This window comes from Pseudosulfitobacter sp. DSM 107133, from assembly GCF_022788695.1.
GTDB lineage: Bacteria > Pseudomonadota > Alphaproteobacteria > Rhodobacterales > Rhodobacteraceae > Pseudosulfitobacter.
In genome coordinates this window covers 1418454-1441717 of the sequence record NZ_CP085154.1, presented here as the reverse complement: position 1 = coordinate 1441717, position 23264 = coordinate 1418454, and the positions used below count along the sequence as shown (strand labels likewise).

The window sequence follows — 23264 nt, the reverse complement described above, 5'->3', positions numbered from 1 at the left end:
TTATGTCCCGAGCTTGTGACACCACGCCCTCCTCATGTGCACGCTCGACCATAGGCGCGATGCAAGTCTTCACCCCGCATGTTCATCTGCTTTCCCGTCGGAGGGGGGCGGCACGGGCCATGCCTGACCAAATAATTGCTGCCTCCGGCTCAAAACACAATCCCATCCCCCTTCATCTTGCCAGATAAACTCCGGGGGAGGCCAAAGGCCGGGGGCAGCGCCCCCAAAGCCGCGCCCGCCATATTGACCCCGCCCGCGTTTCAGACCAGCCTGCCCCCATGTTACCCATTCGCGATCATAATCCCTCCGGCCGCACACCCTATGTCACCTACGGGTTGATGGCCGTAAATATCCTGATCTTCCTCAGCTACGCGGGGATGATATCGGACGCGCGGGCGATCAATGCGTTCTATATCGAATGGGCATTCATCCCCGCCCGGATCAGTGCAGGCGAAGGCTATTACACGCTGGTGTCCTCGATGTTCCTGCACGGCGGCTGGATGCATCTGGCGGGCAACATGCTGTTTTTGTACATCTTCGGTGATAATGTCGAAGACGAGATGGGCCACTTGCCCTATCTGGGATTTTACCTGATGTCCGGCGTATCAGCTGCGCTCGCCCAATATGTCTTTGCCACCTATTCCGGCGTTCCAACGGTCGGCGCTTCGGGGGCCATCGCGGGGGTCATGGGCGCTTATCTGTTGCTGTTCCCTAAGGCCAAAGTCGACATCCTGATCATTCTGATCGTATTTTTCCGTATCTTCCCGATCCCCGCCTGGGTGATGCTGATGGTCTGGTTCGGAATGCAGTTCATCGGCGGGCTGGGTGCGAACCCGGACGCGGGCGGCGTGGCCTATTGGGCGCACACCGGCGGGTTTGTGGCCGGTCTGGTCTTTGCCATTCCGCTGTGGCTGCGTCGGGGTGGCACCGGTTTCTGGTCACGCAACCACGGCCAACCGCCCCACCCCGAGGCGCAATATGTACGCTCGCGCATTCCCAAGGTGCGCCGGTGACCGCCCGGCGTGTCGATGCCCGCTGTCACTGCGGTGCGGTGCACATCCGTGCCACCCTGCCCGAGGGGCTAAAGGACGTCACCCGCTGCGATTGTTCGTTCTGCAGCAGGCGCGGGGCGGCGGCGGTGACGGCGATTGCTGCGGATCTGGAGATCGTGAACGGCGCGGACAATCTGTCGCTTTACAGCTTTGGCACCCACACGGCGCAGCATTATTTCTGCAAGACCTGCGGCATCTACACCCACCACCAGCGCCGGTCCGACCCGACGCAATGCGGGGTCAATCTGGGCTGTATCGACGGGGTCAATCCGCGCGATCACGATCCGATCCGCTGGACGGACGGGGTGAATCACCCTTCGGACAGATAAAGGGGGCGCAGCGCCCGTGAAACGTAAAACGGGGGCTCTGCCCCCGGCGCTGCGCGCCTCCCCCGGAGTTTGTCTGGCAAGATGAAGGGGGCTTCGTCTTAGGCGCGAATGATTTTGGCGAAGTTCGAGAACAACGGCTCGTTGGCGCAGACCACATTGCCACTGGCCAGCAGATCGGCAGCAGGGTCCAGCGGTTCGAGCAGCGCGCCTGCTTCGCGGGCGATGATCACACCAGCAGCCATATCCCAGGGTTGCAGGCGGCGTTCCCAGAAGCCGTCATAGCGGCCTGCGGCCACATAGGCCAGATCAAGTGCTGCCGAGCCCCAGCGGCGCACACCGGCGCAGACAGGCAGCAGGCGGCCCAGATCTTTGAGCGTGTCCGGCAGATCGCCGCGCCCTGCAAAGGGCAGGCCGGTGGCAAAAATCGCTTCGATCATATGCGAGCGGCCCGACACGCGCATCCGGCTGTCGTTCATCCACGAGCCAGCGCCTTTTTCAGCAAAGAACATTTCGTCCTTGGCGGGATCGAAGACCACACCGGCCACGACCTGACCCTTGTGTTCCAGCCCAATCGACACGGCCCAGTGCGGCAGCCCGTGCAAAAAGTTTGTGGTGCCGTCCAGCGGGTCGACGATCCAGCGGCGGGTGGGGTCTGTGCCCTCTTCCTCGGCGCTTTCCTCGGCGCACCAGCCATAGGTCGGGCGCGCGCCCATCAGTTCGTCCTTGAGGATTTTCTCGGCGGCGATGTCGGCACGGCTGACGAAATCACCGGCGCCTTTCATCGACACTTGCAGCTGTTCGACCTCGCGGAAGTCCTTGACCAGCGAACGGCCCGCCTTGCGCGCGGCTTTGATCATGATGTTGAGGTTTGCACTGCCAACCATTGGGACTCTCCTAGAGGGATCAGGCCGCGCGTATACGCGTCCTGTTCCAGGATGCCAAGGGCCTGTGCGTATTGTGCTGCGCCGTGGCGTCACGGCTTGCCCCCGCGCGCGCGCAGGTCCACGCTGCGCGCAATCAATGGGAGAGAGATCAATGAGCGACCAGATGCACCGCATTACCCTTGCCAGCCGCCCCGACGGCGCGCCAACAGCAGAGAATTTCAAGATGGAATCCGGCCCCGTGCCCACGCCCGGCGAGGGCGATGTGCTGGTGCGCGTCCACTATATGTCGCTGGACCCCTACATGCGAGGCCGCATGGACGATGCAAAATCCTATGCGGCCCCCGTGCCCATCGGTGGCACCATGGAAGGCGGTGCCGTGGGCGAGGTGATTGCGTCGAACTCTGACGCGTTCAAACCAGGCGATTTCGCCTTTGGCATGTTCGGCTGGGCCACGCACGGCGTGCAGCCGGCGAAGATGCTGCGCAAGGTCGATCCGGCGCATGGGCCGATCACGGCCAGCTTGGGCGTGTTGGGCATGCCCGGTTTCACCGGTTATCACGGGCTGACAGAGATTGGCCGCCCCAAGGCAGGCGAAACGCTGGTCGTCGCCGCCGCCACCGGTCCCGTCGGGTCGATGGTGGGTCAGGTCGCCAAAAGCATGGGGCTGCGCACCGTGGGCATCGCGGGTGGGGCAGACAAATGCAAGATGGCCATCGAGACCTTTGGCTTTGACGCCTGCCTGGACCACCGCGCCTATGATGATGCCAAGGCCCTGCGCGAAGCTTTGAAAGCGGAATGCCCAAAGGGCATCGACATCTATTTCGAAAACGTCGGGGGCAAGGTGCTGGAAGCGGTCATGCCCATGATGAACCCGCACGGGCGCATCCCGATCTGCGGCATGATTGCATGGTACAACGCGGGCGGTTTGGGGGACGGGGCCAACGCGCCGCTGACCGCGCCGAAACTGTGGCGGACGATCCTCGTGAATTTCCTGTCTGTTCAGGGCTTTATCATCTCGAACCACTGGAACCAGTTCCCCGCCTTCCTGTCCGAGATCGGCCCCAAGGTCGCCAGCGGCGAGATCAAGGTGGTCGAGGATGTGGCCGAAGGGTTGGAGAATGCACCGCAGGCCTTCATCGGCCTGCTGCAAGGCAAGAACATGGGCAAGCAGATCGTCAAGGTGATCTGACGCCCGTGCGGGGGCGGTGCACGCCGCCCCCGCTGTCGAATGCCGCGCAACTCTGACTCATGACGGCGAATTTTCTGAATCATGTCAGTGGACCGTGCCAAGCTATTGCGACCTAAGTGCCAAGCATTTCTGACCCAAACCAGACTTTGGGCATGGTATGGGTCAAGGTCTGGTGTGCGGACGACGCGGGCGTCCACCAAAGCCCGGAATCAAGGCACGAAGTGCCGCCGGGCAGCGCCCGACCGCCCCATGGGCGGGCGCTTCCTCACCGTGTTTCACCTCTTCTCCCGCACGCCAAAGACGAGAAATAAAGTGGCGGCCACTGACGTCACGATGCCCACCCGCGGTCGGGCGTTGCCCTGTGTTGCACATAACTCTCGGGCTCGTTCCCGCCCTTCGCTGCAAGTTTCACGAATGACAGCTTGGCCCCTGCCCCGCCCTGCAGGCCTAGCGCCGCGTTCTGGGTCAGCCATGTGACACAGAAGCCGGATTTGCATGGCATCTGACACCTGCGCGTTTTTCGGCAAGCCATCAGGCCTGCTGCAATTTGCGCGCCTCGATGCGTGCCAGCGAAATCAGCCGCTCCATATAGGGTTTGCCGCGCTCGTCGCTGCGCACGGCGGCATACAGCCTGCGCGTCAGCCCCCTGGCGGTCAGCGGGCGGGTCACATAATCGGATGAGTATTTGACCTCGCGCACCACCCAGTCGGGCAGCACCGACACGCCGCGGTTAGAGGCCACCAGCAGCAGAATCACCGCCGTCAGCTCCGCCTGACGCACCGCGGCGGGCTCAACCTTGGCCGGGTTCAGCAACTGGCTGAACACATCCAGACGGCTGCGTTCCACCGGATAGGTGATGAGCGTCTGATCGCGGAAATCCTCGGCTTCGATATAGGGTTTTGCGGCCAGCGGGTTGTCTTTCGACGCCACAAAGACCGGCGCGTAATCAAAGAGTTCGATAAACTCCACACCTGCCAGCTCCTCAGGGTCGGAAGACACCACAAGGTCAACTTCTTCTTTCAACAACGCAGGCAGCGCGTCAAAGGCCAGACCGGGGCGGATGTCCACGTCGACGTCGGGCCAATCCTTGCGGAAACGCTCAAGGACCGGAAACAACCACTCAAAACAGGCATGGCATTCAATCGCGATGTGCATACGCCCCGAACGCCCGTCGCGCAGGCCGCTGAATTCGTCCTGCATGGCTTGCACCTGCGGCAAAATCTGTTCGGCCAGCCGTAACAGCCGCAGCCCCGCCGGCGACAACTTCATCGGCTTGGACCGGCGCACAAACAGCTCGACTCCGGCTTGATCCTCTAACCCTTTGATCTGATGGGACAAGGCAGATTGGGTGATGTGTAACTGGTCGGCAGCCTTGGCCAACCCTCCACAGTCGTGGATGGCCTTGATCGTGCGCAGGTGGCGAAATTCGATATGCATGTGAAACTCATGTTCATGATGAGAGTTATGAATTTGTCTCATATCTGAAACCGTGCGACAAGGGCTCAACTCAGATACCTTCAAGGAATAAACAAATGACCGCCCTTTCGTTCGAAGTCTTCCCGCCCAAGTCCATCGACGCAGGGTTTCGCCTGTGGGACACCGTGCAAGCACTGACGCCGCTTGAGCCGCGATTCTTCTCGGTCACTTACGGTGCCGGTGGCAGCACGCAGGACCTGACCCATGAAGCTGCGCAGACATTGCGCCGCTCGTCTGGCCTGCCGGTGGCGGCACATCTGACCTGCGTCGGGGCAACCCGCGAGAAGGTCTTGAATACAGCCGCGAAATTCGCAGATGCAGGCATCACCGACATTGTCGCCCTGCGCGGCGATCCGGTGGATGGCACCGAATTCCAGCAGGTCGAAGGCGGCTTTGCCAACAGTATCGAACTCATCGAAGCACTGGCCGCGACAGACCGCTTCACCATCCGCGTCGGTGCCTATCCCGAAAGCCACGCCGATGCCGCAGACACCGCACAGAACATCGCCTGGCTGAAAGCCAAGATCGATGCGGGCGCATCCGAGGCGATCACGCAGTTTTTCTTCGAGGCCGAAACCTTTCTGCGCTTCCGCGATGCCTGTGTCAAAGCGGGCATCACCGCGCCCATCGTGCCGGGCATCCTGCCGGTGGGCAACTGGGCCAGCATTCAGAAATTCGCCAGCCAATGCGGCGCTGATGTTCCTGTGACGCTGGCGCAGGGGTTCGACAATGCAGCCCGCGATGGCAACAGCGACCTGTTCGCGCTTGCCCACTGCACCGAGCTGTGTGACGAGCTGCGCGGCGAGGGCGTGGATGCGCTGCATTTCTACACGCTGAATCGCCCTGACCTGACACGCGAAGCCTGCCGCGCGCTGGGTCTGGTTCCCGCGGCAGCTATGCGCAACGTCGCGTAAGACTTGGCAAGCGGGGCAGGTGTTTCTAGCGTTCGGCAAACAACCGGAGACCTGACATGCCCCGCATCGCCCAACGCCCCGAAGACCTTCTGAGCCTCGAAAAGCTGAAACAGCTTTCGGGACTCGAATTCATTCAGGGAATAATGGACGGCACCCTGCCCGGCCCGCCCATTGGCGAAACGCTGAACTATGGGCTGCACGCGGTCGAAAAAGGCCGCGTGGTGTTTCGCGGCGCGCCTGAATTCGGCGCAGCGAATCCTTTGGGCACAGTACATGGCGGCTGGTACGGCACCTTGCTGGACAGCGCGATGGCCTGTGCTGTGCAAACCTGTATTCCGCGTGGATCGGTTTACACGACGCTGGAGTACAAGATTAACATCACCCGTTCGATCCCGCTGGGGATGATGATCGACTGCATCGGTACGGTGGACCATGTGGGCCGGTCCACAGGCGTGGCCAAGGCTGAAATTCGCGGGGTTGAGGATGGCAAGCTTTATGCCACGGGGTCAACCACCTGCATCATCATGAGCGCGGGATAGGTGCGGGCGGCGCTGCTCTGGAACAGACCGACCCGCATTGTTTCAGCAAAGCTGCCACAGCGCGCCTCAGTTCACCGATTCTCGGTGAAACCACTCTGACCACCACGACCGCGTCGGCGCGCGGGCCGCTTCGGCCACGCTGGGATGCACCCGTTCAGACGGGTCCATCCCCACCTTGCGCGCGCGGCGTGTAATGAACAGCCCGCCGAAGCCGCGCCAGGTGCCGGTCGAAGGCGCAAGCGGATCCTGCACAAAGCGTGCTGCCCAGCCTGCGGGCAGAGGCAGACCGCAATTTTCGACTTTTTCCAGCATCCAGACCAGCGGGATATTCGACAAGGGCCGCGCGGCATCAAAACCGCCAAGCTGGCCGCCCACGTCTCCATGGCTGCCACGGAACCACATCTGTTCTAGATGCCCTGTCCAGTCTCTGTGCGTTTCCCACATGACGGGCGCATAGGCCATGCGTGTCTCGTTGCGGGCCAGCGCGTGATAGCCGTGTTTCACATGGGGGCCAAGCTGGTGGTTATGAAACGAATGTTTCGGCGCGCTCAGCCGCCACAACACCGGCGCGTTGATCCCCAGTGATTTCACAGTATCCCAGACGCCAATCATTTCTATCGGCACTTCGTCGTGGCAATGCGCGCGGGTAAAGGCGCGGGCCGCATCGCTGGTGCCGCCTGCCTCGTAATGGCGGTAGATCTCGCGGATGTTGCGTTCGGTCGCATGTTCAGCCTTAAGCAGGCCGGTAAAGCCCACGATCCCCGCAAGCGAACGCACCGCATAGGCGCCGCGCGAATAGCCCATCAAAAAAATCGTGTCGCCCGGACGGTAGCGCGACGCCAGATAGCCATAGGCGCGCCGGATTTGCCGGTTGATGCCACGCCCCATCAACACATCTCCGGCCCGACGCCAGTTCGACAGTTGCAGACCGGATTCGTAATAGACCGAAACCTCGGCCCCCATTTCGCGCAGCAATTTATAGGTCAGGCCCGCATTGGTTTCAAAATCGGGCATCAGCGTCGACATCGTGCCATCCAGAATGATGACATGAATCGTCGCCCCGCGTGCAGGCGGCGGGGTGGATGGTGCGCCAGACCCGAACCGGTCGCGCAGCCATCCGACAACCGATTTATTCAGCCGCGATAGGACCATTCTGTAGCATTTCCCAAACTCTCATCGGTGTGAAGGGCATATCCGCCTGTCGCACACCGCGTTCCCACAGTGCGTCCTGCACCGCATTTGCCACCGCCGCCAGCGCACCGACGGTTCCGGCCTCGCCGCAGCCTTTCATGCCCATGATATTGGCCGTGGAGGGCACCGGCTCGGAGGTGAAGCTGATCCACGGCACGTCATAGGCGCGCGGCATGGCGTAATCCATGAACGACGCCGACAGCAGCTGGCCGTCTTCGTCATAGACGACATGTTCGGTGATCGCCTGTCCGATCCCCTGTGCAACGCCGCCGTGCACCTGCCCTTCGGCCAGCATCGGGTTGATAAGGTTACCAAAATCATCAACCACGGTATAGCGGTCAACCGTCGTCACGCCAGTGTCGGGATCAATCACAACCTCGGCCACATGGGCGCCGTTGGGAAAACTGCGGGCCGGCAGGCTGGCGCGCGCTTCATGTTTCAGCAGATCGTCGCGCTCGACCTCGCGGGCCAGTGCGGCCACCTCAAGTATCGTCGGCGTCAGGTTGCTGCCCTCGGCACGGAACCGTTCATCGTCAAAGCTGATTTCCGAAGGCTCCACGCCCATTTCGCCGGACAGGAATTCCTTGAAGCTGGTAAGGATCACGTCGACCGTCGCCAGCGTGGCGTTGTTCTGTGTGGTGACCGAACGCGAACCGCCGGTGCCGCCACCCTGTTTGATCAGGTCGCTGTCGCCCTGAATGACATGGATCAGATCATGCGGAATGCCCGTCTGATCGCTCAGGAATTTGGCATAGACGGTCTCATGACCCTGCCCGTTGCTTTGCGTCCCGACATAGATCGACACTGTACCATCCTCGTTGAAGGTGACCTTGGCCCCTTCCGAAGGATCGCCCAAAATACTTTCGATATAGTAACAGGTGCCACGGCCACGCAGCAGACCGCGCTCGGCGTCCGCCGCCTTGCGCGCGGCAAAGCCGTCATCGTCGGCCTCGGCCACCATGCGATTGAGCACTTTGTTAAAATCACCCACGTCGTAGGTTTCCCCTGTGGCCGTCTTGTAAGGAAACTGGCTGGGCTTGATAAAGTTCCGGCGACGCAGCTCCCACGGGTCGATGCCCAGTTCGCGCGCGGCGCGGTCCATGATGCGTTCCAGAACATAGATCGCTTCGGGGCGACCGGCACCGCGATAGGCGTCGACCTGCGTGGTGTTGGTGTAATAGCCTTCGACCTGCAACCAAGTGGTCTGCACGTCGTAGACCCCCATCAGAACCCGAGAAAACAGCATGGTTTGAATGGGTTGGCCGAACTGGCTGTTATAGGCCCCAAGGTTGCAGCGCGTGCGCACGCGATAGGCGGTAATCTTGTGATCGGCGTCAAAGGCCAGCTCGGCCACCGACACCAGATCGCGTCCGCCGTTGTCGCTGAGCATGGCTTCGCCGCGGTCCGAAATCCAGCGCACAGGACGGTTCAGCGTGCGCGTGGCATGGGCCAGCGCAAAGGGTTCGGGATAGCCCATAGCCTTCATGCCGAAACCGCCCCCCACGTCAGGATTGGTCACGCGGACCATGTCCTCGCCCACCTGCAAGGCCGCGATCAGCTGCTCTTTTGGGGCCCAGACACCCTGACCGTTGATCGCCACGTGAATCCGCTCGCCCTCCATCTCGGCGTAACAGCCGCGCGGTTCCATCGAGTTGACGATAATACGGTTGTCCCCGATTTCGAGGCTGACTGTACGCGCCGCCGCGTCAAAGGCCGCCTGCGTGGCGTCCTCGTCCCCCATGCCCCAGTCAAAGGCGCGGTTGTCGGGCGCTTCTGCGTGCAGCGTTTCGCCGCCCGGCGTCAGGTCCATCTTGGCCGGCAGATCATCATAATCCAGCACGATCAACTCGGCCGCATCGCGGGCCTGTTCATATTTGTCTGCAAAGATCACGGCGATGGGTTCGCCCACATAGCGCAGCTTGCCCGTGGCGAGAATAGGACGCTTGGGTGCCGCGCCCTTGGTTTTGTCGCGGTTGTCCACAGTGGCCCCGACCATGCCGGTGTTCATGCCCGCAGCTTCCAGATCATCATAGGTCAGCACCAGATGCACGCCGGGTGCCTCCCTGGCGTCCGTCACATCAAGCTCGGTTATGGTGCCATGGGCAATCGGAGAACGCAGAAAGAACGCATGCAGCGCGCCATCAGGGGCGATGTCATCCACATAGCGCCCCGCTCCGGTGAGAAACCGCACATCCTCGACCCGTGTGGTCGACTGACTTTTCCCGAACTTGTCCATGAGTATTCCCTATCCGCTTTCGTGGTGTTGAAGCGGAGATTAGCCGCACAGGCCGCATTGTCCAGAGACGGTCTGAGCAACGCTGCGTTGGACGGGGCGGCACGGGGATTGGTTCGAAGATCAGATCGGGGGCGCTGCCCCCGCCGCTTGCGCGGCTCCCCCGGGATTTTCCGAACCAGAGAACGGGACACAAGGAGCGTACAACTATGAACGCTTTTCCTTTCTGCGCGGCTTTGCTAAGCCCTGCGGGCCATCCACCCCTGCCGGAGACAACCCATGCCCTTGGAAAAATCATTCAACGCCGCCGAGGCCGAAGCGCGGCTGTATTCAGTTTGGGAGCAGGCGGGATGTTTCGTGGCAGGGGCCAATGCCAAGCCCGGTGCGTCATCCTATGCGATCATGATCCCGCCACCCAACGTCACCGGTGTGCTGCACATGGGCCACGCGTTCAACAACACGCTTCAGGATATTCTGGTGCGCTGGCACCGGATGCGCGGCTTTGACACACTGTGGCAACCGGGCACCGACCACGCGGGCATCGCCACGCAGATGGTGGTTGAACGCCGCCTGGCCGAGGCGCAACAGCCCAGCCGCGTCGAAATGGGCCGCGAGGCTTTCCTGGAGAAAGTCTGGGAATGGAAAGCGGAATCGGGTGGCACGATCGCAAGCCAGCTGCGCCGTCTGGGCGCATCCTGCGACTGGTCGCGCGAGGCGTTCACTATGTCCGGTGCCCCCGGCGCCCCGGAAGGTCAGGAAGGCAACTTCCATGACGCGGTGATCAAGGTCTTTGTCGACATGTTCAACAAGGGGCTGATCTATCGCGGAAAGCGGCTGGTCAACTGGGACCCGCATTTTGAAACTGCGATTTCCGACCTTGAAGTCGAGAACATCGAAACACCGGGCCACATGTGGCACTTTAAGTATCCGCTCGCGGGCGGGGCCACCTATACCTACATCGAAAAAGACGAAGACGGGAACATCGTGCTGGAAGAAGAGCGCGACTACATTTCGATCGCCACCACCCGCCCCGAAACCATGCTGGGTGACGGCGCGGTTGCGGTGCATCCGTCGGACGAACGCTATGCGCCCATCGTCGGCCAGCTGTGCGAAATTCCGGTGGGCCCGAAAGAGCACCGCCGCCTGATCCCGATCATCACCGACGAATACCCCGACAAGGATTTCGGCTCGGGTGCGGTCAAGATCACCGGTGCGCATGACTTTAACGACTATCAGGTCGCCAAGCGTGGCGGTATCCCGATGTACAACCTGATGGATCCGCGCGGTGCCATGCGCGCCGACGGTCGCCCCTATGCCGAAGAGGCCGCGATTGCACAGGCCATCGCCAACGGCGAGCAGGAGTTCGACGAGGTGATGATCGCCGCGATGAACCTTGTGCCGGAAGAATACCGCGGGTTGGACCGCTTTGACGCCCGCGCCCGCGTGGTTGACGACATCACCCGCGAGGGACTGGCCGTGATGCGCATGGTTCCGGTCACTGATGCCGAAGGCAACGAAAGCGTCGAGGCGGTGCCATACGTCGAGCAAAAACCGATCATGCAGCCCTATGGTGACCGCTCGAAAGTGGTGATCGAGCCGCTGCTGACCGATCAGTGGTTCGTGGACACCGACAAGATCGTCGGCCCCGCGCTGGACGCCGTGCGCAATGGCGATGTGAAAATCATCCCCGAGAGCGGCGAAAAGGTCTATTACAACTGGCTGGAAAACATCGAGCCCTGGTGCATTTCGCGCCAGCTTTGGTGGGGGCACCAGATTCCGGTCTGGTACGGCTTTGATCTGCACACATTCGATTATGTGGACGACGAAGACGACGGCGCGCTGGACATGGTCGAAGTGGGCCGCCTGCTGTCCGCGCAATCGCTGCGCGACCGGGCTGACCGGCATATCTGCGGTGCCGACTTTGACGGGGTTCATGCGGAGTTTACCGCAACGCTTGCCGAACTGCCGACACCGCTGGGTCACGCCCGCGTGGTCGAAGTGGCCGACCGCGAAACGGCCCTGCACCAGTTCACCGCGGCACTGGCCGAATATGCCACCACGCAAGATCCCACCAAGCTGATCTATCCGGTCTGGCGCGATCCCGACGTGCTGGACACATGGTTCTCGTCCGGCCTGTGGCCCATCGGCACGCTGGGCTGGCCCGAGCAGACGCCTGAACTGCAACGCTATTTCCCCACCTCCGACCTGATCACCGGTCAGGACATCCTGTTCTTCTGGGTGGCGCGGATGATGATGATGCAGCTGGCTGTTGTGGGCGAAAAACCCTTTTCGACCGTCTACCTGCACGGCCTTGTGCGCGACGCGCAGGGCAAGAAGATGTCCAAGTCGACCGGTAACGTCATCGACCCTCTGGACCTGATCGACGCGTTCGGCGCGGATGCCCTGCGCTTTACCAATGCGTCGATGGCCAGCCTTGGCGGTGCGCTGAAACTGGATACCAAACGGATCGAAGGCTATCGCAATTTCGTCACCAAACTGTGGAATGCCGCGACCTATGGCGAGTTCAAGGGCACCTTCGAGCTGCCCCACTCGGATGACGTGCCGCAGACCAACCTGCCCCTGAACACATGGATCAAGGGCGAGATTGCCAAGACGCTGGAAACCGTGAACGCTGCACTGGAGACCTACCGGTTCAACGATGCGGCCAATACGCTCTACAGCTTTGTGTGGGGCACCTTCTGCTCGCAATATCTGGAGTTCACCAAACCCGTGCTGGACGGCGACGACGCGGCAGCCGCCGCCGAGACCAAGGCCACCTATGCCTGGGCACTCGACCAGATCCTGATCCTGCTGCACCCGATCATGCCCTTTGTCACCGAAGAGCTGTGGAGCGCCAAGGCGCGGCCCAAGATGCTGGTGCACACTGACTGGCCAACCTATACCGCCGGCGATCTGGTGGACGCCAAGGCCGACGCCGACCTGACATGGACCGTGGCAATCATCGAGGCAATCCGCTCGGCGCGCGCGCAGATGAACGTGCCTGCAGGTGCCTTTGTGCCGCTGGTAGTCAAGGATATGGACGACACCGCGCGGCGCGTCTGGACCGAGAACGAGGCGTTGATCACCCGCTTTGCCCGCGTCGAGACGCTGAGCGAAGTGGCAGAGATGCCCAAGGGCACCGTGGCGCTGGCGGTCTCGGGCGGCAGCTTTGGCCTGCCGCTGGCCGATGTCATTGATGTGGCGGCGGAAAAGGCGCGTCTGGACAAGACCCTTGGCAAACTGGCGAAAGAGCTGGGTGGCCTGCGCGGCCGTCTGAACAACCCCAAATTCGCCGACAGCGCGCCCGAAGAGGTCATCACCGAAACCCGCGCCAACCTCGCCCTGCGCGAGGCCGAAGAGGCGAAGTTGAAAGACGCGCTGGCGCGTCTGGCCGAACTGGACTGATCTGTCCCCCGGCCTGCCCCTTCTCTGGTTTGGAAAAATCCCGGGGGAGGCGCGCAGCGCCGGGGGCAGCGCCCCCGAACGCCGCCGCGAAGCGTTACTTGAAAACAGGCGCGCGTTTCTGCATCGCCGCCGCGACCACTTCCATTTGGTCTGGCTGGCCGATCAGCTTGGCCTGTTCGACGCTCTCGGCAAGCAGCACCGCATTGGAATGCGCCCCATAGCCTTGCGTGATCAGCGCCTTGGCCGCGCGGATGGCCGAAGGGCTCTTGCCCGCAATCTCGCCCGCCAGTGCCTGTGCCGCTGCCAGCGGATCATCGGCCAGTTCCGTTACCAACCCCCAATCCAGCGCCCGCTGTGCGCTCACGGGTGTCGCCGTATAGGTCAACTGCCGCGCTACGTCCTCGCGCACCAGCCGCGGCAACAACACCATGCCGCCCATGTCCGGCACGATGCCCCATTTCATCTCCATCACTGCCATTTGCAGGTCCGGCCCGGCAATGCGCATGTCCGCGCCCAGTGCCAGCTGGCAGCCCGCGCCAAAGACCGGACCGTGCAGGGCCGCGATCACCGGCACCGGCACGCGGGTCCAGATCATCGCGACCTCTTGCCATTGGTTCGTGGTGCCGTCCCCGTGGCTGCGCGGAACCAGCGCTGCCTCGGGATCATTGCCCATGGATTTGCCGAGCCCGCCGATGTCGATACCCGCGCAAAACGCGCGGCCCTCGCCCGACAACACAACCGCGCGGGCCTCCGAGGCTGCAACCTCCTGCCCTGCCGCGATAATCGCGTCGATCATGTCCTGATCCACGGCATTCATCTTGTCCGCGCGGGTCAGGCGCACGTGGGCGATGTGGTTTTCATAGGTGACGGACACGCGCGACATGGGCAAAACTCCTCTTTGCGCGCACCTCAGCGCAAAGCCGCATCGATTTCCAGCCCGACGTCAGGGCACGCCCCTGCGCCATGCCCTCTTTCCAAGGGCACAGTCCCACAGTATTCCTGCGCCCATGACACATGCACGCCTTACCCCGCTCGCCCAATCCCTGCCCGCATCGGTTCCCTTTGTCGGCCCTGAAACTCAGGAACGCGCCCGTGGCGCCGCCTTTGAGGCGCGTCTGGGGGCCAATGAGAACGTCTTTGGCGCATCACCCAATGCCCGCGCAGCCATGGCCGAGGCAGACGCCTGGATGTATGGCGACCCCGAATCGCACGACCTGATTGCGGCGCTGGCCGCCCATCTGCGCACCGATCCTGCGCATATCATGGTGGGCGAAGGCATCGACGGCCTGCTGGGCTATCTGGTGCGTCTGTGCGTGGGCGAAGGCGATGCGGTGGTGACCTCGGACGGGGCGTATCCGACGTTCAACTACCATGTCGCGGGTTTTGGCGGCGTATTGCACAAAGTCCCCTACAAGGACGATCAGGAAGACCCGCTGGCTCTTTTCACCAAGGCCGCAGAGGTGGACGCCAAGCTGGTCTATCTGGCCAACCCCGACAATCCGATGGGCACCTGGCATGCGGGCGACACCATCGTGCGCGCGCTGGATGCGCTGCCCAAGGGCTGTCTGCTGGTGCTGGACGAGGCCTATATCGACTGCGCCCCGCCGGGCACCGCGCCCGACCTGCCCTTTGACGATCCCCGTCTGGTGCGGATGCGCACGTTTTCCAAGGCTTACGGGCTGGCAGGTGCGCGGGTCGGCTATGCGTTGGGCCATCCCGATCTGATCACGGCCTTTCACAAGGTGCGCAATCACTTTGGCATGAACCGCGCAGCACAGGCAGGCGCACTGGCAGCACTGGAGGATGACGCGCATCTGGCGCATGTGCTGGACCAGATCGACGGCGCGCGCCGACGGATTGCCCAGATTGCCGTCGACAACGGGCTGGCCCCGCTTCCGTCGGCAGCAAATTTCGTGGCGATCGACTGCGGGCGCGACGGAGCCTTTGCCAAGGCGGTGCTGGACGGGTTGATTGCGCGGGGGATCTTTGTGCGGATGCCCTTTGCCGTGCCGCAGAACCGCTGCATTCGCATCAGCTGCGGGACGCCGGAGAATCTGGATGCATTTGCGGCCGCCTTGCCCGAGGCTTTGGCGGATGCGGCAACACAGGGTTAACACGACCCATTCCCCAAAGCCTGCGTGCAACGCCTGACCGGTACAGTCGGGCGCAGCCCTGTGTCGCGCTATCCGGCAGAAAAATTCCACCCGACCCAATTTGGCGCTATAATATCAGGCACAGCCACCGGATGGATCCGCCATGCGCAATCGCCCGACGCAGTCCGCGCCCGATTTCACCAACGCCTGCATTGTTATGTTTGGCGTCAACCTGTCGTGGGTGTTTCTGGTGCTTTGGGCCTTGTGGGGTCTGCTGGCGGTTGCAGCGCTTGGATGGTCGCTGAACCGCTGGATGACATGGCTTGAGGCCCGCAAAGCGCGGGCCTGTCAACGCTTTACCCCGCAGCGATAACCTGTGACGCCGCTTCCAATGCGCCACGTCCGTGCGGTATTTTCAGCGCCTTGAGGCCAGAATCAACCCCGCCCAGCATCCCCATGACCATATGCCCGCTGACATGGCCCATGTGCCCCAGCCGGAAATACCCGTGCCATGCGGGATCATTCGGTTCAGCCATGCCCAGGCCGATGCCCAGTGTCAGGCCCAGGTTTTCCTCGGTCCAGTTGCGCAAACTGGTGGCATTGGGCGTCCCAAGGCCGATGGCAGTGACCGAATGGCCGCGTTTGGCCGGATCAGGCACGTTCATCTTCATCGGACCGTCCGCGCCCCAAGCATCGACGGCAGCCCAGACCGCACGGGCCAGCAGGTGATGCCGCCGCCAGACATTCTCAAGACCCTCGTCATGGATCATGTCCAGAGCGGCCCGCAAGCCATATAGGTGATGCGTCGGCGCGGTTCCGTTCCAGTATTCAAAGAACGCTGTGGGATTCGCCCGTGGCACCCAGTCCCAATAGCGGCTGACCCGCGCCATCCGCGCGCGCGCCTCTGCGGCCTTGTCGTTGAAGAACACAAAACACATGCCCGGCGGCACCATCAGCCCCTTTTGCGAGCCTGCAATCATCACATCAACGCCCCAGGCGTCCATCTCGAACGGATCACAGCCCAGCGAGGCCATGCAGTCGGCCATCAGCAACGCGGGGTGGTCCAGATCGTCCAGCACGGCGCGCAAGGCCGCAATGTCGTTCTTGTATGATGTCGACGTGTCTACATGCACGGCCAGCACGGCCTTGATCTCGTGCGCGGTATCTGCGGCCAGACGTTCCGCCACCCGCACGGGATCAATCGCGGAAGATTTACCAAAGTCCATCACCTGCGCGTCAATGCCCAGCCCCGTGGCCACATCGGCCCATCCCAGACCGAAGCGGCCCGTTGCAGGCACCAGCACCTTGTCCCCCGCCGCGACCGTATTGCTCAGGCAGGCCTCCCATGTGGCGTGCCCGTTGCCGATGTACATCGCCACATGCCCCTTGGTCCGCGCCACCCGCTTGAGGTCGGGTACGATCCCTTCCACCATGTCGATCAGCGCCCCGTGATAGATATTGGGCGCAGGCCGGTGCATGGCGCGCAGGACCGCATCGGGCATCACGGACGGACCGGGAATGGCAAGGTAATCGCGACCAAAGGCGGCAAGCGGATGCTGAGGCATGGGGGGCTCCTGAGGATTGTTCGCGCGCACCCTACGCCAGCGGCGCGCGGCGTCAATCGCAGTTCAGCGACCTCGGCGCTTGCACGGGACTTGATCGCCAAGTACACCAAGGGTCAATCAAAACCACGAGGACCGCAGCCCAGTGCCGCGTGTAAACAAACATCGTGACAACGCCCCCTGAAAAAACTCCGGTTCCGACGCCCCCGGCAGCAACGCCCGCAACGGCACCAGTCAACTATGCCTCAAACCACCTGATGGCCTGGCTGTGGCGGAACTACCTCAAGCAGCACATTCCCACATTGGCCGTGGCGGTGATGTTCATGATCCTCGAAGGGTCCATGCTGGGTGCGCTGTCGTGGATGATGCAACCGATGTTCGACACTGTCTTTGTGCAGGGCAACGGCGACATGCTGATCTGGGTAGGTGTCCTGCTGGTGGGTATCTTCGTAGTGCGGGCTGTGTCGTCGGTGGTGCAAAAAGTGCTGCTGACACGGATTGCCCAGAAGACCGCAGCCGCGCTGCGGATCGACCTGCTGGATCACATGATGAAGCTGGACGGCGCATTCCACCAGTCGCACCCGCCCGGTTTCCTGATCCAACGGGTGCAGCAGGACGTGAACGCCGTGGGCGATGTCTGGCGCGCGATTGTCACGGGCGCGGGGCGTGATTTTATCGGGCTGATCGTGCTGATCGGCGTGGCCATCAGCGTTGATCCGATCTGGGCGTTGCTCGCCTGCGTGGGAACCCCGCTGCTGGTGCTGCCTGCGGCGATGGCACAACGCTATGTGCGCCGTCATGCCCGCAACGCACGCGATCTGGGCGCCAACCTGTCCACCCGTCTGGACGAAGTGTTTCACGGCATCGTTCAGATCAAGCTGAACGCGCTCGAAGATTACCAGTCGACCCAATACCGGGGCCTGACAAACCGTTTCGTGCGCACCGAAGTGCGCACCGCCTTTGGCGGCGCTGCGATTCCTGCGATGATCGACATCATGTCAGGCGCGGGGTTCATGGCCGTGATCCTGTATGGCGGGGCCGAAATCATTGCAGGTGACAAGACCATCGGCCAGTTCATGACATTTTTCACCGCAATGGGCTTTGCCTTTGACCCGCTGCGTCGGTTGGGCGCGATGAGCGGCCTGTGGCAGGTCGCCGCTGCCGCAATCGAGCGGATCAAGGAACTTCTGGACGCCCCGGTACACCTGAAATCTGCCCAAACCCCCAAACCCGTGCCCACTGGCACGCCCGAAATTGCGCTGGAAAATGTTACTCTGTCCTACGGGGACACCACAGTGCTGCACGACCTCAGCCTGGTGGCCGCCCCCGGAAAGACCACGGCGCTGGTTGGCGCTTCGGGCGCGGGCAAATCCACCATCTTCAACCTGCTGACCCGTCTGGTCGACCCGCAAAAAGGCGTGGTGAAAATCGGTGGCGTCCCGGCGGCAGATATGAAACTTCACGAGCTGCGCAGCCTGTTTTCAGTTGTCACCCAAGAGGCGCTGCTGTTCGACGAAACCCTGCGCGAAAACATCCTGCTGGGGCGCACCGACGTGACGGACGCACGGCTGAAGGAAGTGCTGGACGCCGCCCATGTCTCGGATTTCCTGACCAAGCTGCCCAAGGGATTGGACACCCACGTCGGCCCGCGCGGATCGGCCTTGTCGGGAGGTCAGCGCCAGCGCGTGGTGATCGCGCGCGCGCTGCTGCGCGATACGCCGATCCTGTTGCTGGACGAAGCGACATCGGCGCTGGATGCCCAGTCAGAACATGTGGTGCAAGAGGCACTGGACCGTCTGGCCGCAGGGCGTACCACCATTGTCATCGCGCACCGCCTGTCCACCATTCGCGGGGCCGACAAGATCGTGGTGATGGATCGCGGCAAGGTTATCGACCAAGGCAGCCATGACGAATTGCTTGGACGCGGCGGCATCTATGCCGATCTGTACCGTTTGCAATTTCAGGATGGCAAAACCGTGATTGACGAGGCCGGCTCGCGCCGCCTGAAACCGCATTCCAACGCCCCGTCTGCCCCGCGGCCCAACCTGCTGACCCGTGTGCGGGAACGGCTGTTCGGGTGAAACCTGTGGCCCGCTACCGGCGGTAACTTGCGGCCAGCCGCACCGGCGACTCACCGCACGCATAGCGCGCCAGCGTCCACAAATTGCGCGCCCCCCGCCGGATCCAGCCCTGCTGACGGTATTTCGCAGCGCTGGTCACCGCCACCGCATCCAGCCGCACCAGCTTGCCGCGCAGCGCGCGCGCGATTGCAACGTCCTCCATCAGCGGCTGGTCGGCATAGCCGCCCACCGCATCGTACAGGGAGCGCGGCAACAACAGCCCCTGATCCCCATAGGGCAAACCCCAACGGCTGCGCAGATTGGCCCATGCCGCCACAAAGCGCCCGCCACGATCAAAGCGCAGGCGAAACCATCCGGCCTGCTGGCTACTTTGCAAGTGTTCACCCACAACACTGCACCAGCCCTCTTGCAACACTGTGTCCGCATGCAGCACCAGCAACCACTGCCCCTGCGCCGCCGCGACCCCGCGCCCCAACTGCCCGCCCCGCGACGCAGGGCCCCGAACCACCTGTGCGCCCCACGCATCGGCCAGCGTCGTTGTGTCATCGCCAGAGCCGCCATCCGACACGATCAACTCACGGATCAATCCCGCCTCCAGCCCCTCGACCAGCGCAGCAAGGCAGGCCGCCAGCTGCGGTGCAGCGTCCAGCGTCGGGATCACGACAGATATCGGTGCGCGCATGGGCCTGCCCCCTTTTTCCTGCGGTTTCGACTGTTATATGTCACAATACACCCAAAGGGAGCCACCCATGACCAACCGCACGATCCTGCGCCTTTCCGGTGCCGACACCCGCGACTTTTTGCAAGGGCTGGTGACCAATGACATCCGCAAACTGGATCAGGGTCTGGTCTATGCCGCGCTCCTGACGCCGCAGGGCAAGTATATCGCCGATTTCTTCCTCAAGGCAGATGGCGATAACGTGCTGCTGGACGCAGATGCCACGCAGGCGCCTGCCCTGTTGCAACGGCTGTCGATGTACAAACTGCGCGCCGATGTGACGCTTGCGGAAACCGGGCTGCACCTGCACCGCGGACTGGGCGACCGCCCGGACGACGCCCTGCCCGACCCGCGCCACGCTGCTTTGGGTTGGCGTGCCTACCGGGACGCGCCACAGACAGACGACACCACCGACTGGACCGCCTTGTACGTCGAAAACCTTGTCCCCAGCGCCGGCCGTGAACTGCACCCCGACACGTTTATCCTCGAAGTCGGATTCGAGCGCCTCAACGGCGTTGATTTCCGCAAGGGTTGCTACGTCGGCCAGGAGGTCACCGCGCGGATGAAACACAAAACCGAACTGCGCAAAGGACTGGCACAGGTCCACGTGGACGGCCCAGCAGAGCCGGGCGCCGAGATCACCGCCAACGGCAAACCCGCTGGCACCCTGCACAGCCGCGCAGGCGACCGCGCACTGGCCTATTTGCGCTTTGACCGCGCAAATGGCGACATGCAGGCGGCAGATGCAACGGTGCGCAGACTGGACTGAACCTGCGTTTCTTTTGGCCTGAAATATCCCGGGGTTTGGGGCAGAGCCCCAAAAAGAAAACACCCGCCACGAAGAGCGGGTGTTTCCAATCAAACCTGAAACCGGAAGCTTACGCGCGCTCGGCGTATTCCATGGTTTCGGTGTTCACGATGATGTCTTCGTCGTTGCCCACAAACGGCGGCACCATAACCTTGACGCCATTGTCCAGAATCGCAGGCTTAAAGCTGTTGGCGGCGGTCTGGCCTTTGACCACCGGCTCGGTCTCGACGATCTTGCAGGTGACTTTCTGCGGCAAAGTCGCGTTCAGCGCTTCCTCTTCGTGGAATTCCACGACGATAGTCATGCCATCCTGCAAAAACGGGCGACGCTCGCCCAACAGGTCGGCAGGCAGCTGGACCTGCTCGTAGGTTTCGATGTCCATCACGACCAGCATTCCGTTTTCTTCGTAAAGAAACTGCTGGTCTTTCTGCTCAAGCCGCACGCGCTCGACCTTGTCCGCAGACCGGAAGCGTTCGTTCAGTTTCGAACCATTGCGCAGGTTGCGCATTTCGACCTGGGCAAAAGCACCGCCCTTTCCCGGCTTTACGTGATCGACTTTCACAGCCGCCCACAGGCCACCGTTGTGTTCAAGCACATTTCCGGGGCGGATTTCGTTTCCGTTAATTTTAGGCATGAGGCTAAACCAAGGCAAAAGGTTGATGATGAAGTGAGGCACCCTATATCTTGATGTGATGGCTCGTGCAACACGGCTATCTTCCGTGCGGCAGTGCAGCAGATATGCGCCGAGCGCATGGAAGCTATGCGAAATCGGGGTATCCGAATCGAGTTGAATGGGTCATAAGAAGCTTCACGCCGAAAAGACAAGAGCAAGAATAAAGGAAGGACGAAGAATGAAAGACTTCGTTGACGGCACGGCCTTCAATAACGAGCAAGGTAACCGTGCACGTAAACTCTTTGCAGCCGTTGTGTTGGCTGCTCTGGACGATGCGATTGCCGATGACAAAAAGTATGGCAATGGTCCGGAACAGATTGCCCGCTGGGCACGTTCGCGCGACGGGCGCGAAGTGTTGAGCTGTGCAGGCATTGACCCCAACGAACGTGTGGTGTCGGGCCTGATGGAATTTGTCGGCAAGGGTGTGCGCACCTCGGTTGCGCTGTCGCGCGAAGAAAGCGAACGCCGCAATGCCGCACAACAGGCAGAAGCCGCCTGATCCAGACGACCAACTGCTGCTACATTTGAAAAAAACGCGCCCCCTGCGGGGCGCGTTTTTTGTTGTGTAATGGTCACAGCTGCGACAATTGCAGTTGATCCCATTGCCTTGCACGCTGCCTCTTGCCTTGGCGGCGCGATAATGCGACGCGATGCGCCATGACACGCGCAATCATGATTCAGGGCACCGGCAGCAACGTCGGAAAATCCATGGTCGTCGCAGGCCTGGTGCGGGCCTGCGTGCGTCGTGGGTTGGTCGTGCGCCCGTTCAAACCGCAAAACATGTCGAACAATGCCGCCGTCACCCCCGAAGGTGGCGAGATAGGCCGTGCGCAGGCGCTTCAGGCCCGCGCGGCGGGCGTGCCGCCACATGTCGACATGAACCCTGTCCTGCTGAAACCGCAAAGCGAGACCGGCGCGCAGCTGATCGTTCAGGGCAAGGTGATCGGCACGCAAGAGGCCCGCACCTTTGGCCGCGAACGCGGCGCGCTGATGGCTCCCGTGCTGGACAGCTTTCGCAGGTTGGCCGCAGAGGCCGATCTGATCTTGATCGAAGGTGCTGGCAGCCCCGCCGAAACCAACCTGCGCAAGGGTGACATCGCCAACATGGGTTTTGCCGTGGCCGCAGGTGTGCCGGTGATCCTGATGGGTGACATCGACCGCGGCGGGGTGATCGCACAGCTGGTGGGCAGCCACGCGGTTCTGGACGACACCGACCGCGCGCTGATCCGGGGTTTTGCCATCAACAAGTTTCGCGGTGATACCAGCCTGTTTGACGACGGTCTTAGCGACATCGCGGCGCGCACCGGCTGGCCGTCACTGGGCGTGCTGCCCTGGTTCGACGCCGCGCACCGTCTGCCCGCCGAAGACGTTCTGGACCTGCCTGCCCGCGCGGGCAGCGGAACCGGTCTGGTGGTGGCGGTGCCGGTACTGCCGCGCATCTCGAACTTTGACGATCTGGACCCGCTGGCGGCCGAGCCACATGTCGAACTGCGCCTGATCCAGCGCGGCAGCCCCCTGCCCGCCGATGCCGACATGATCCTGCTGCCCGGCAGCAAATCGACAATCGCCGACCTGGCCAGCCTGCGCGCCGAAGGCTGGGACATCGACATTGCCGCCCATGTGCGGCGCGGCGGTCATGTGATGGGCTTGTGTGGTGGCTATCAAATGCTGGGGCAAAGCATTTCCGACCCTGATGGAGTCGAAGGCCTGCCCGCCACGGTAAAGGGGCTGGGACTTTTGGATGTGCACACCACGCTTGCACCGCTGAAAACACTTGCCCTGCGCACGGGCAAGGACACAGCCAGCAACACAGCGCTGACCGGCTATGAAATTCACATGGGTGTCACCACCGGCCCCGACACCACCCGCGCATGGCTGGACATCGACGGTGCCCCCGCAGGGGCTGCAAGCCCCACAGGGCGGATCAAAGGGTGCTATCTGCACGGCATTTTCGGATCAGACGCCTATCGCGCGGCTTTTCTGGGCCAGATGGGCCAGCGCAGCGATCTGTCCTATGACCAAACGGTCGAGGACACGCTGGACGCACTTGCACAGCATCTGGAGACGCATATGGACATTGATCTGTTGTTAACGCTGGCTGCCGAGGTCTAGCCGCA

20 protein-coding genes are annotated in these 23264 nt (G+C 62.3%); 12 read left to right on the top strand and 8 right to left on the bottom strand.

The features are described from left to right. Window positions 1-278 precede the first annotated feature (278 nt). Entirely contained in the window at window positions 279-1013 is a 735-nt protein-coding gene (locus DSM107133_RS07150; protein WP_114291637.1) for a rhomboid family intramembrane serine protease, read from the top strand. Beyond that, entirely contained in the window at window positions 1010-1381 is a 372-nt protein-coding gene (locus DSM107133_RS07145) for a GFA family protein (protein WP_114291638.1), read from the top strand. The genes DSM107133_RS07150 and DSM107133_RS07145 overlap by 4 nt, the downstream gene beginning before the upstream one ends. 98 nt (window positions 1382-1479) lie before the next feature. Here DSM107133_RS07145 and DSM107133_RS07140 read toward each other — a convergent pair whose 3' ends face one another. Further along, a complete protein-coding gene (locus tag DSM107133_RS07140; RefSeq protein ID WP_114291639.1) occupies window positions 1480-2265 on the bottom strand; it encodes an inositol monophosphatase family protein in 786 nt (261 codons plus the stop codon). Window positions 2266-2416: 151 nt separating this feature from the next. On the opposite strand from DSM107133_RS07140, the gene DSM107133_RS07135 reads away from it, so the two are divergent. Then, window positions 2417-3454, top strand: coding sequence for an NADP-dependent oxidoreductase (locus tag DSM107133_RS07135; protein WP_114291640.1), 1038 nt, complete (start codon window positions 2417-2419; stop codon window positions 3452-3454). 531 nt (window positions 3455-3985) lie between these two features. Here DSM107133_RS07135 and DSM107133_RS07130 read toward each other — a convergent pair. Further along, window positions 3986-4891, bottom strand: coding sequence for a LysR family transcriptional regulator (locus DSM107133_RS07130; protein WP_114291641.1), 906 nt, complete (start codon window positions 4889-4891; stop codon window positions 3986-3988). Between the two features lie 95 nt (window positions 4892-4986). Here DSM107133_RS07130 and metF point away from each other — a divergent pair, with 95 nt between their 5' ends. Both metF and DSM107133_RS07120 read left to right on the top strand, forming a co-directional pair. After that, complete coding sequence (gene metF, locus DSM107133_RS07125; protein WP_114291642.1) at window positions 4987-5844, top strand: methylenetetrahydrofolate reductase [NAD(P)H]; 858 nt, start codon at window positions 4987-4989, stop codon at window positions 5842-5844. 56 nt (window positions 5845-5900) lie between these two features. Beyond that, complete coding sequence (locus DSM107133_RS07120) at window positions 5901-6383, top strand: PaaI family thioesterase (RefSeq protein WP_114291643.1); 483 nt, start codon at window positions 5901-5903, stop codon at window positions 6381-6383. 66 nt (window positions 6384-6449) lie between these two features. Here DSM107133_RS07120 and DSM107133_RS07115 read toward each other — a convergent pair whose 3' ends face one another. Together DSM107133_RS07115 and DSM107133_RS07110 are read right to left on the bottom strand one after the other, a co-directional pair. Further along, entirely contained in the window at window positions 6450-7535 is a 1086-nt protein-coding gene (locus DSM107133_RS07115; protein WP_114291644.1) for a DUF2235 domain-containing protein, read from the bottom strand. Further along, entirely contained in the window at window positions 7513-9810 is a 2298-nt protein-coding gene (locus DSM107133_RS07110) for a xanthine dehydrogenase family protein molybdopterin-binding subunit (protein ID WP_114291645.1), read from the bottom strand. The genes DSM107133_RS07115 and DSM107133_RS07110 overlap by 23 nt, the downstream gene beginning before the upstream one ends. 276 nt (window positions 9811-10086) lie before the next feature. Here DSM107133_RS07110 and DSM107133_RS07105 point away from each other — a divergent pair, with 276 nt between their 5' ends. Further along, window positions 10087-13212 carry a valine--tRNA ligase gene (locus DSM107133_RS07105; RefSeq protein ID WP_114291646.1) on the top strand — a complete coding sequence of 1042 codons (3126 nt, stop codon included), beginning with the start codon at window positions 10087-10089 and terminating at the stop codon, window positions 13210-13212. 94 nt (window positions 13213-13306) lie between these two features. Here DSM107133_RS07105 and DSM107133_RS07100 read toward each other — a convergent pair whose 3' ends face one another. Continuing rightward, window positions 13307-14095 carry a crotonase/enoyl-CoA hydratase family protein gene (locus DSM107133_RS07100; protein ID WP_114291647.1) on the bottom strand — a complete coding sequence of 263 codons (789 nt, stop codon included), beginning with the start codon at window positions 14093-14095 and terminating at the stop codon, window positions 13307-13309. 124 nt (window positions 14096-14219) lie between these two features. On the opposite strand from DSM107133_RS07100, the gene DSM107133_RS07095 reads away from it, so the two are divergent. Both DSM107133_RS07095 and DSM107133_RS07090 read left to right on the top strand, forming a co-directional pair. Further along, window positions 14220-15326 carry a pyridoxal phosphate-dependent aminotransferase gene (locus DSM107133_RS07095; RefSeq protein WP_114291648.1) on the top strand — a complete coding sequence of 369 codons (1107 nt, stop codon included), beginning with the start codon at window positions 14220-14222 and terminating at the stop codon, window positions 15324-15326. A 142-nt stretch (window positions 15327-15468) separates the two neighbouring features. Next, window positions 15469-15678, top strand: a complete 210-nt coding sequence (locus tag DSM107133_RS07090; RefSeq protein WP_114291649.1) for a hypothetical protein — start codon at window positions 15469-15471, stop codon at window positions 15676-15678. On the opposite strand, the gene DSM107133_RS07085 is transcribed toward DSM107133_RS07090, so the two are convergent. Continuing rightward, the gene (locus DSM107133_RS07085; RefSeq protein WP_114291650.1) at window positions 15662-16870 is read right to left on the bottom strand and encodes an aminotransferase class V-fold PLP-dependent enzyme; all 1209 of its coding nucleotides are present in this window, start codon (window positions 16868-16870) and stop codon (window positions 15662-15664) included. The genes DSM107133_RS07090 and DSM107133_RS07085 overlap by 17 nt on opposite strands. 254 nt (window positions 16871-17124) lie before the next feature. On the opposite strand from DSM107133_RS07085, the gene DSM107133_RS07080 reads away from it, so the two are divergent. After that, window positions 17125-18948 (top strand): ABC transporter ATP-binding protein, encoded by a 1824-nt coding sequence (locus DSM107133_RS07080; RefSeq protein ID WP_114291651.1) that lies wholly within the window; start codon window positions 17125-17127, stop codon window positions 18946-18948. A gap of 13 nt (window positions 18949-18961) precedes the next feature. Here DSM107133_RS07080 and DSM107133_RS07075 read toward each other — a convergent pair whose 3' ends face one another. Next, entirely contained in the window at window positions 18962-19630 is a 669-nt protein-coding gene (locus DSM107133_RS07075) for a TIGR04283 family arsenosugar biosynthesis glycosyltransferase (protein WP_114291652.1), read from the bottom strand. Window positions 19631-19697: 67 nt separating this feature from the next. Between DSM107133_RS07075 and DSM107133_RS07070 the strand changes: the two genes are divergently transcribed. Further along, a complete protein-coding gene (locus DSM107133_RS07070) occupies window positions 19698-20435 on the top strand; it encodes a folate-binding protein YgfZ (protein WP_114291653.1) in 738 nt (245 codons plus the stop codon). A gap of 109 nt (window positions 20436-20544) precedes the next feature. Here the strand turns inward: DSM107133_RS07070 and efp are convergent, their stop codons facing one another. Then, window positions 20545-21108: an elongation factor P gene (gene efp, locus DSM107133_RS07065; protein WP_089420756.1), complete on the bottom strand. Its 564-nt coding sequence runs from the start codon at window positions 21106-21108 to the stop codon at window positions 20545-20547. A 217-nt stretch (window positions 21109-21325) separates the two neighbouring features. Here efp and DSM107133_RS07060 point away from each other — a divergent pair, with 217 nt between their 5' ends. Both DSM107133_RS07060 and DSM107133_RS07055 read left to right on the top strand, forming a co-directional pair. Then, window positions 21326-21646, top strand: a complete 321-nt coding sequence (locus tag DSM107133_RS07060) for a DUF6280 family protein (RefSeq protein WP_089420757.1) — start codon at window positions 21326-21328, stop codon at window positions 21644-21646. 158 nt (window positions 21647-21804) lie between these two features. Beyond that, window positions 21805-23259, top strand: coding sequence for a cobyric acid synthase (locus tag DSM107133_RS07055; RefSeq protein ID WP_114291654.1), 1455 nt, complete (start codon window positions 21805-21807; stop codon window positions 23257-23259). The last annotated feature ends 5 nt before the right edge of the window (window positions 23260-23264 follow it).

Excerpts from the sequence above, each read along its gene's own strand:
- DSM107133_RS07105 (WP_114291646.1), top strand. The coding sequence starts at position 10,087 with ATGCCCTTGGAAAAATCATTCAACGCCGCCGAGGCCGAAGCGCGGCTG.
- DSM107133_RS07095 (WP_114291648.1), top strand. The coding sequence starts at position 14,220 with ATGACACATGCACGCCTTACCCCGCTCGCCCAATCCCTGCCCGCATCG.
- DSM107133_RS07060 (WP_089420757.1), top strand. The coding sequence starts at position 21,326 with ATGAAAGACTTCGTTGACGGCACGGCCTTCAATAACGAGCAAGGTAAC.
- DSM107133_RS07130 (WP_114291641.1), bottom strand. The coding sequence starts at position 4,891 with ATGCATATCGAATTTCGCCACCTGCGCACGATCAAGGCCATCCACGAC.
- DSM107133_RS07115 (WP_114291644.1), bottom strand. The coding sequence starts at position 7,535 with ATGGTCCTATCGCGGCTGAATAAATCGGTTGTCGGATGGCTGCGCGAC.
- DSM107133_RS07090 (WP_114291649.1), top strand. The coding sequence starts at position 15,469 with ATGCGCAATCGCCCGACGCAGTCCGCGCCCGATTTCACCAACGCCTGC.
- DSM107133_RS07150 (WP_114291637.1), top strand. The coding sequence starts at position 279 with ATGTTACCCATTCGCGATCATAATCCCTCCGGCCGCACACCCTATGTC.
- DSM107133_RS07055 (WP_114291654.1), top strand. The coding sequence starts at position 21,805 with ATGACACGCGCAATCATGATTCAGGGCACCGGCAGCAACGTCGGAAAA.
- efp (WP_089420756.1), bottom strand. The coding sequence starts at position 21,108 with ATGCCTAAAATTAACGGAAACGAAATCCGCCCCGGAAATGTGCTTGAA.
- DSM107133_RS07140 (WP_114291639.1), bottom strand. The coding sequence starts at position 2,265 with ATGGTTGGCAGTGCAAACCTCAACATCATGATCAAAGCCGCGCGCAAG.
- DSM107133_RS07085 (WP_114291650.1), bottom strand. The coding sequence starts at position 16,870 with ATGCCTCAGCATCCGCTTGCCGCCTTTGGTCGCGATTACCTTGCCATT.
- DSM107133_RS07080 (WP_114291651.1), top strand. The coding sequence starts at position 17,125 with ATGGCCTGGCTGTGGCGGAACTACCTCAAGCAGCACATTCCCACATTG.
- DSM107133_RS07070 (WP_114291653.1), top strand. The coding sequence starts at position 19,698 with ATGACCAACCGCACGATCCTGCGCCTTTCCGGTGCCGACACCCGCGAC.
- DSM107133_RS07075 (WP_114291652.1), bottom strand. The coding sequence starts at position 19,630 with ATGCGCGCACCGATATCTGTCGTGATCCCGACGCTGGACGCTGCACCG.
- DSM107133_RS07110 (WP_114291645.1), bottom strand. The coding sequence starts at position 9,810 with ATGGACAAGTTCGGGAAAAGTCAGTCGACCACACGGGTCGAGGATGTG.
- DSM107133_RS07100 (WP_114291647.1), bottom strand. The coding sequence starts at position 14,095 with ATGTCGCGCGTGTCCGTCACCTATGAAAACCACATCGCCCACGTGCGC.
- metF (WP_114291642.1), top strand. The coding sequence starts at position 4,987 with ATGACCGCCCTTTCGTTCGAAGTCTTCCCGCCCAAGTCCATCGACGCA.
- DSM107133_RS07135 (WP_114291640.1), top strand. The coding sequence starts at position 2,417 with ATGAGCGACCAGATGCACCGCATTACCCTTGCCAGCCGCCCCGACGGC.
- DSM107133_RS07120 (WP_114291643.1), top strand. The coding sequence starts at position 5,901 with ATGCCCCGCATCGCCCAACGCCCCGAAGACCTTCTGAGCCTCGAAAAG.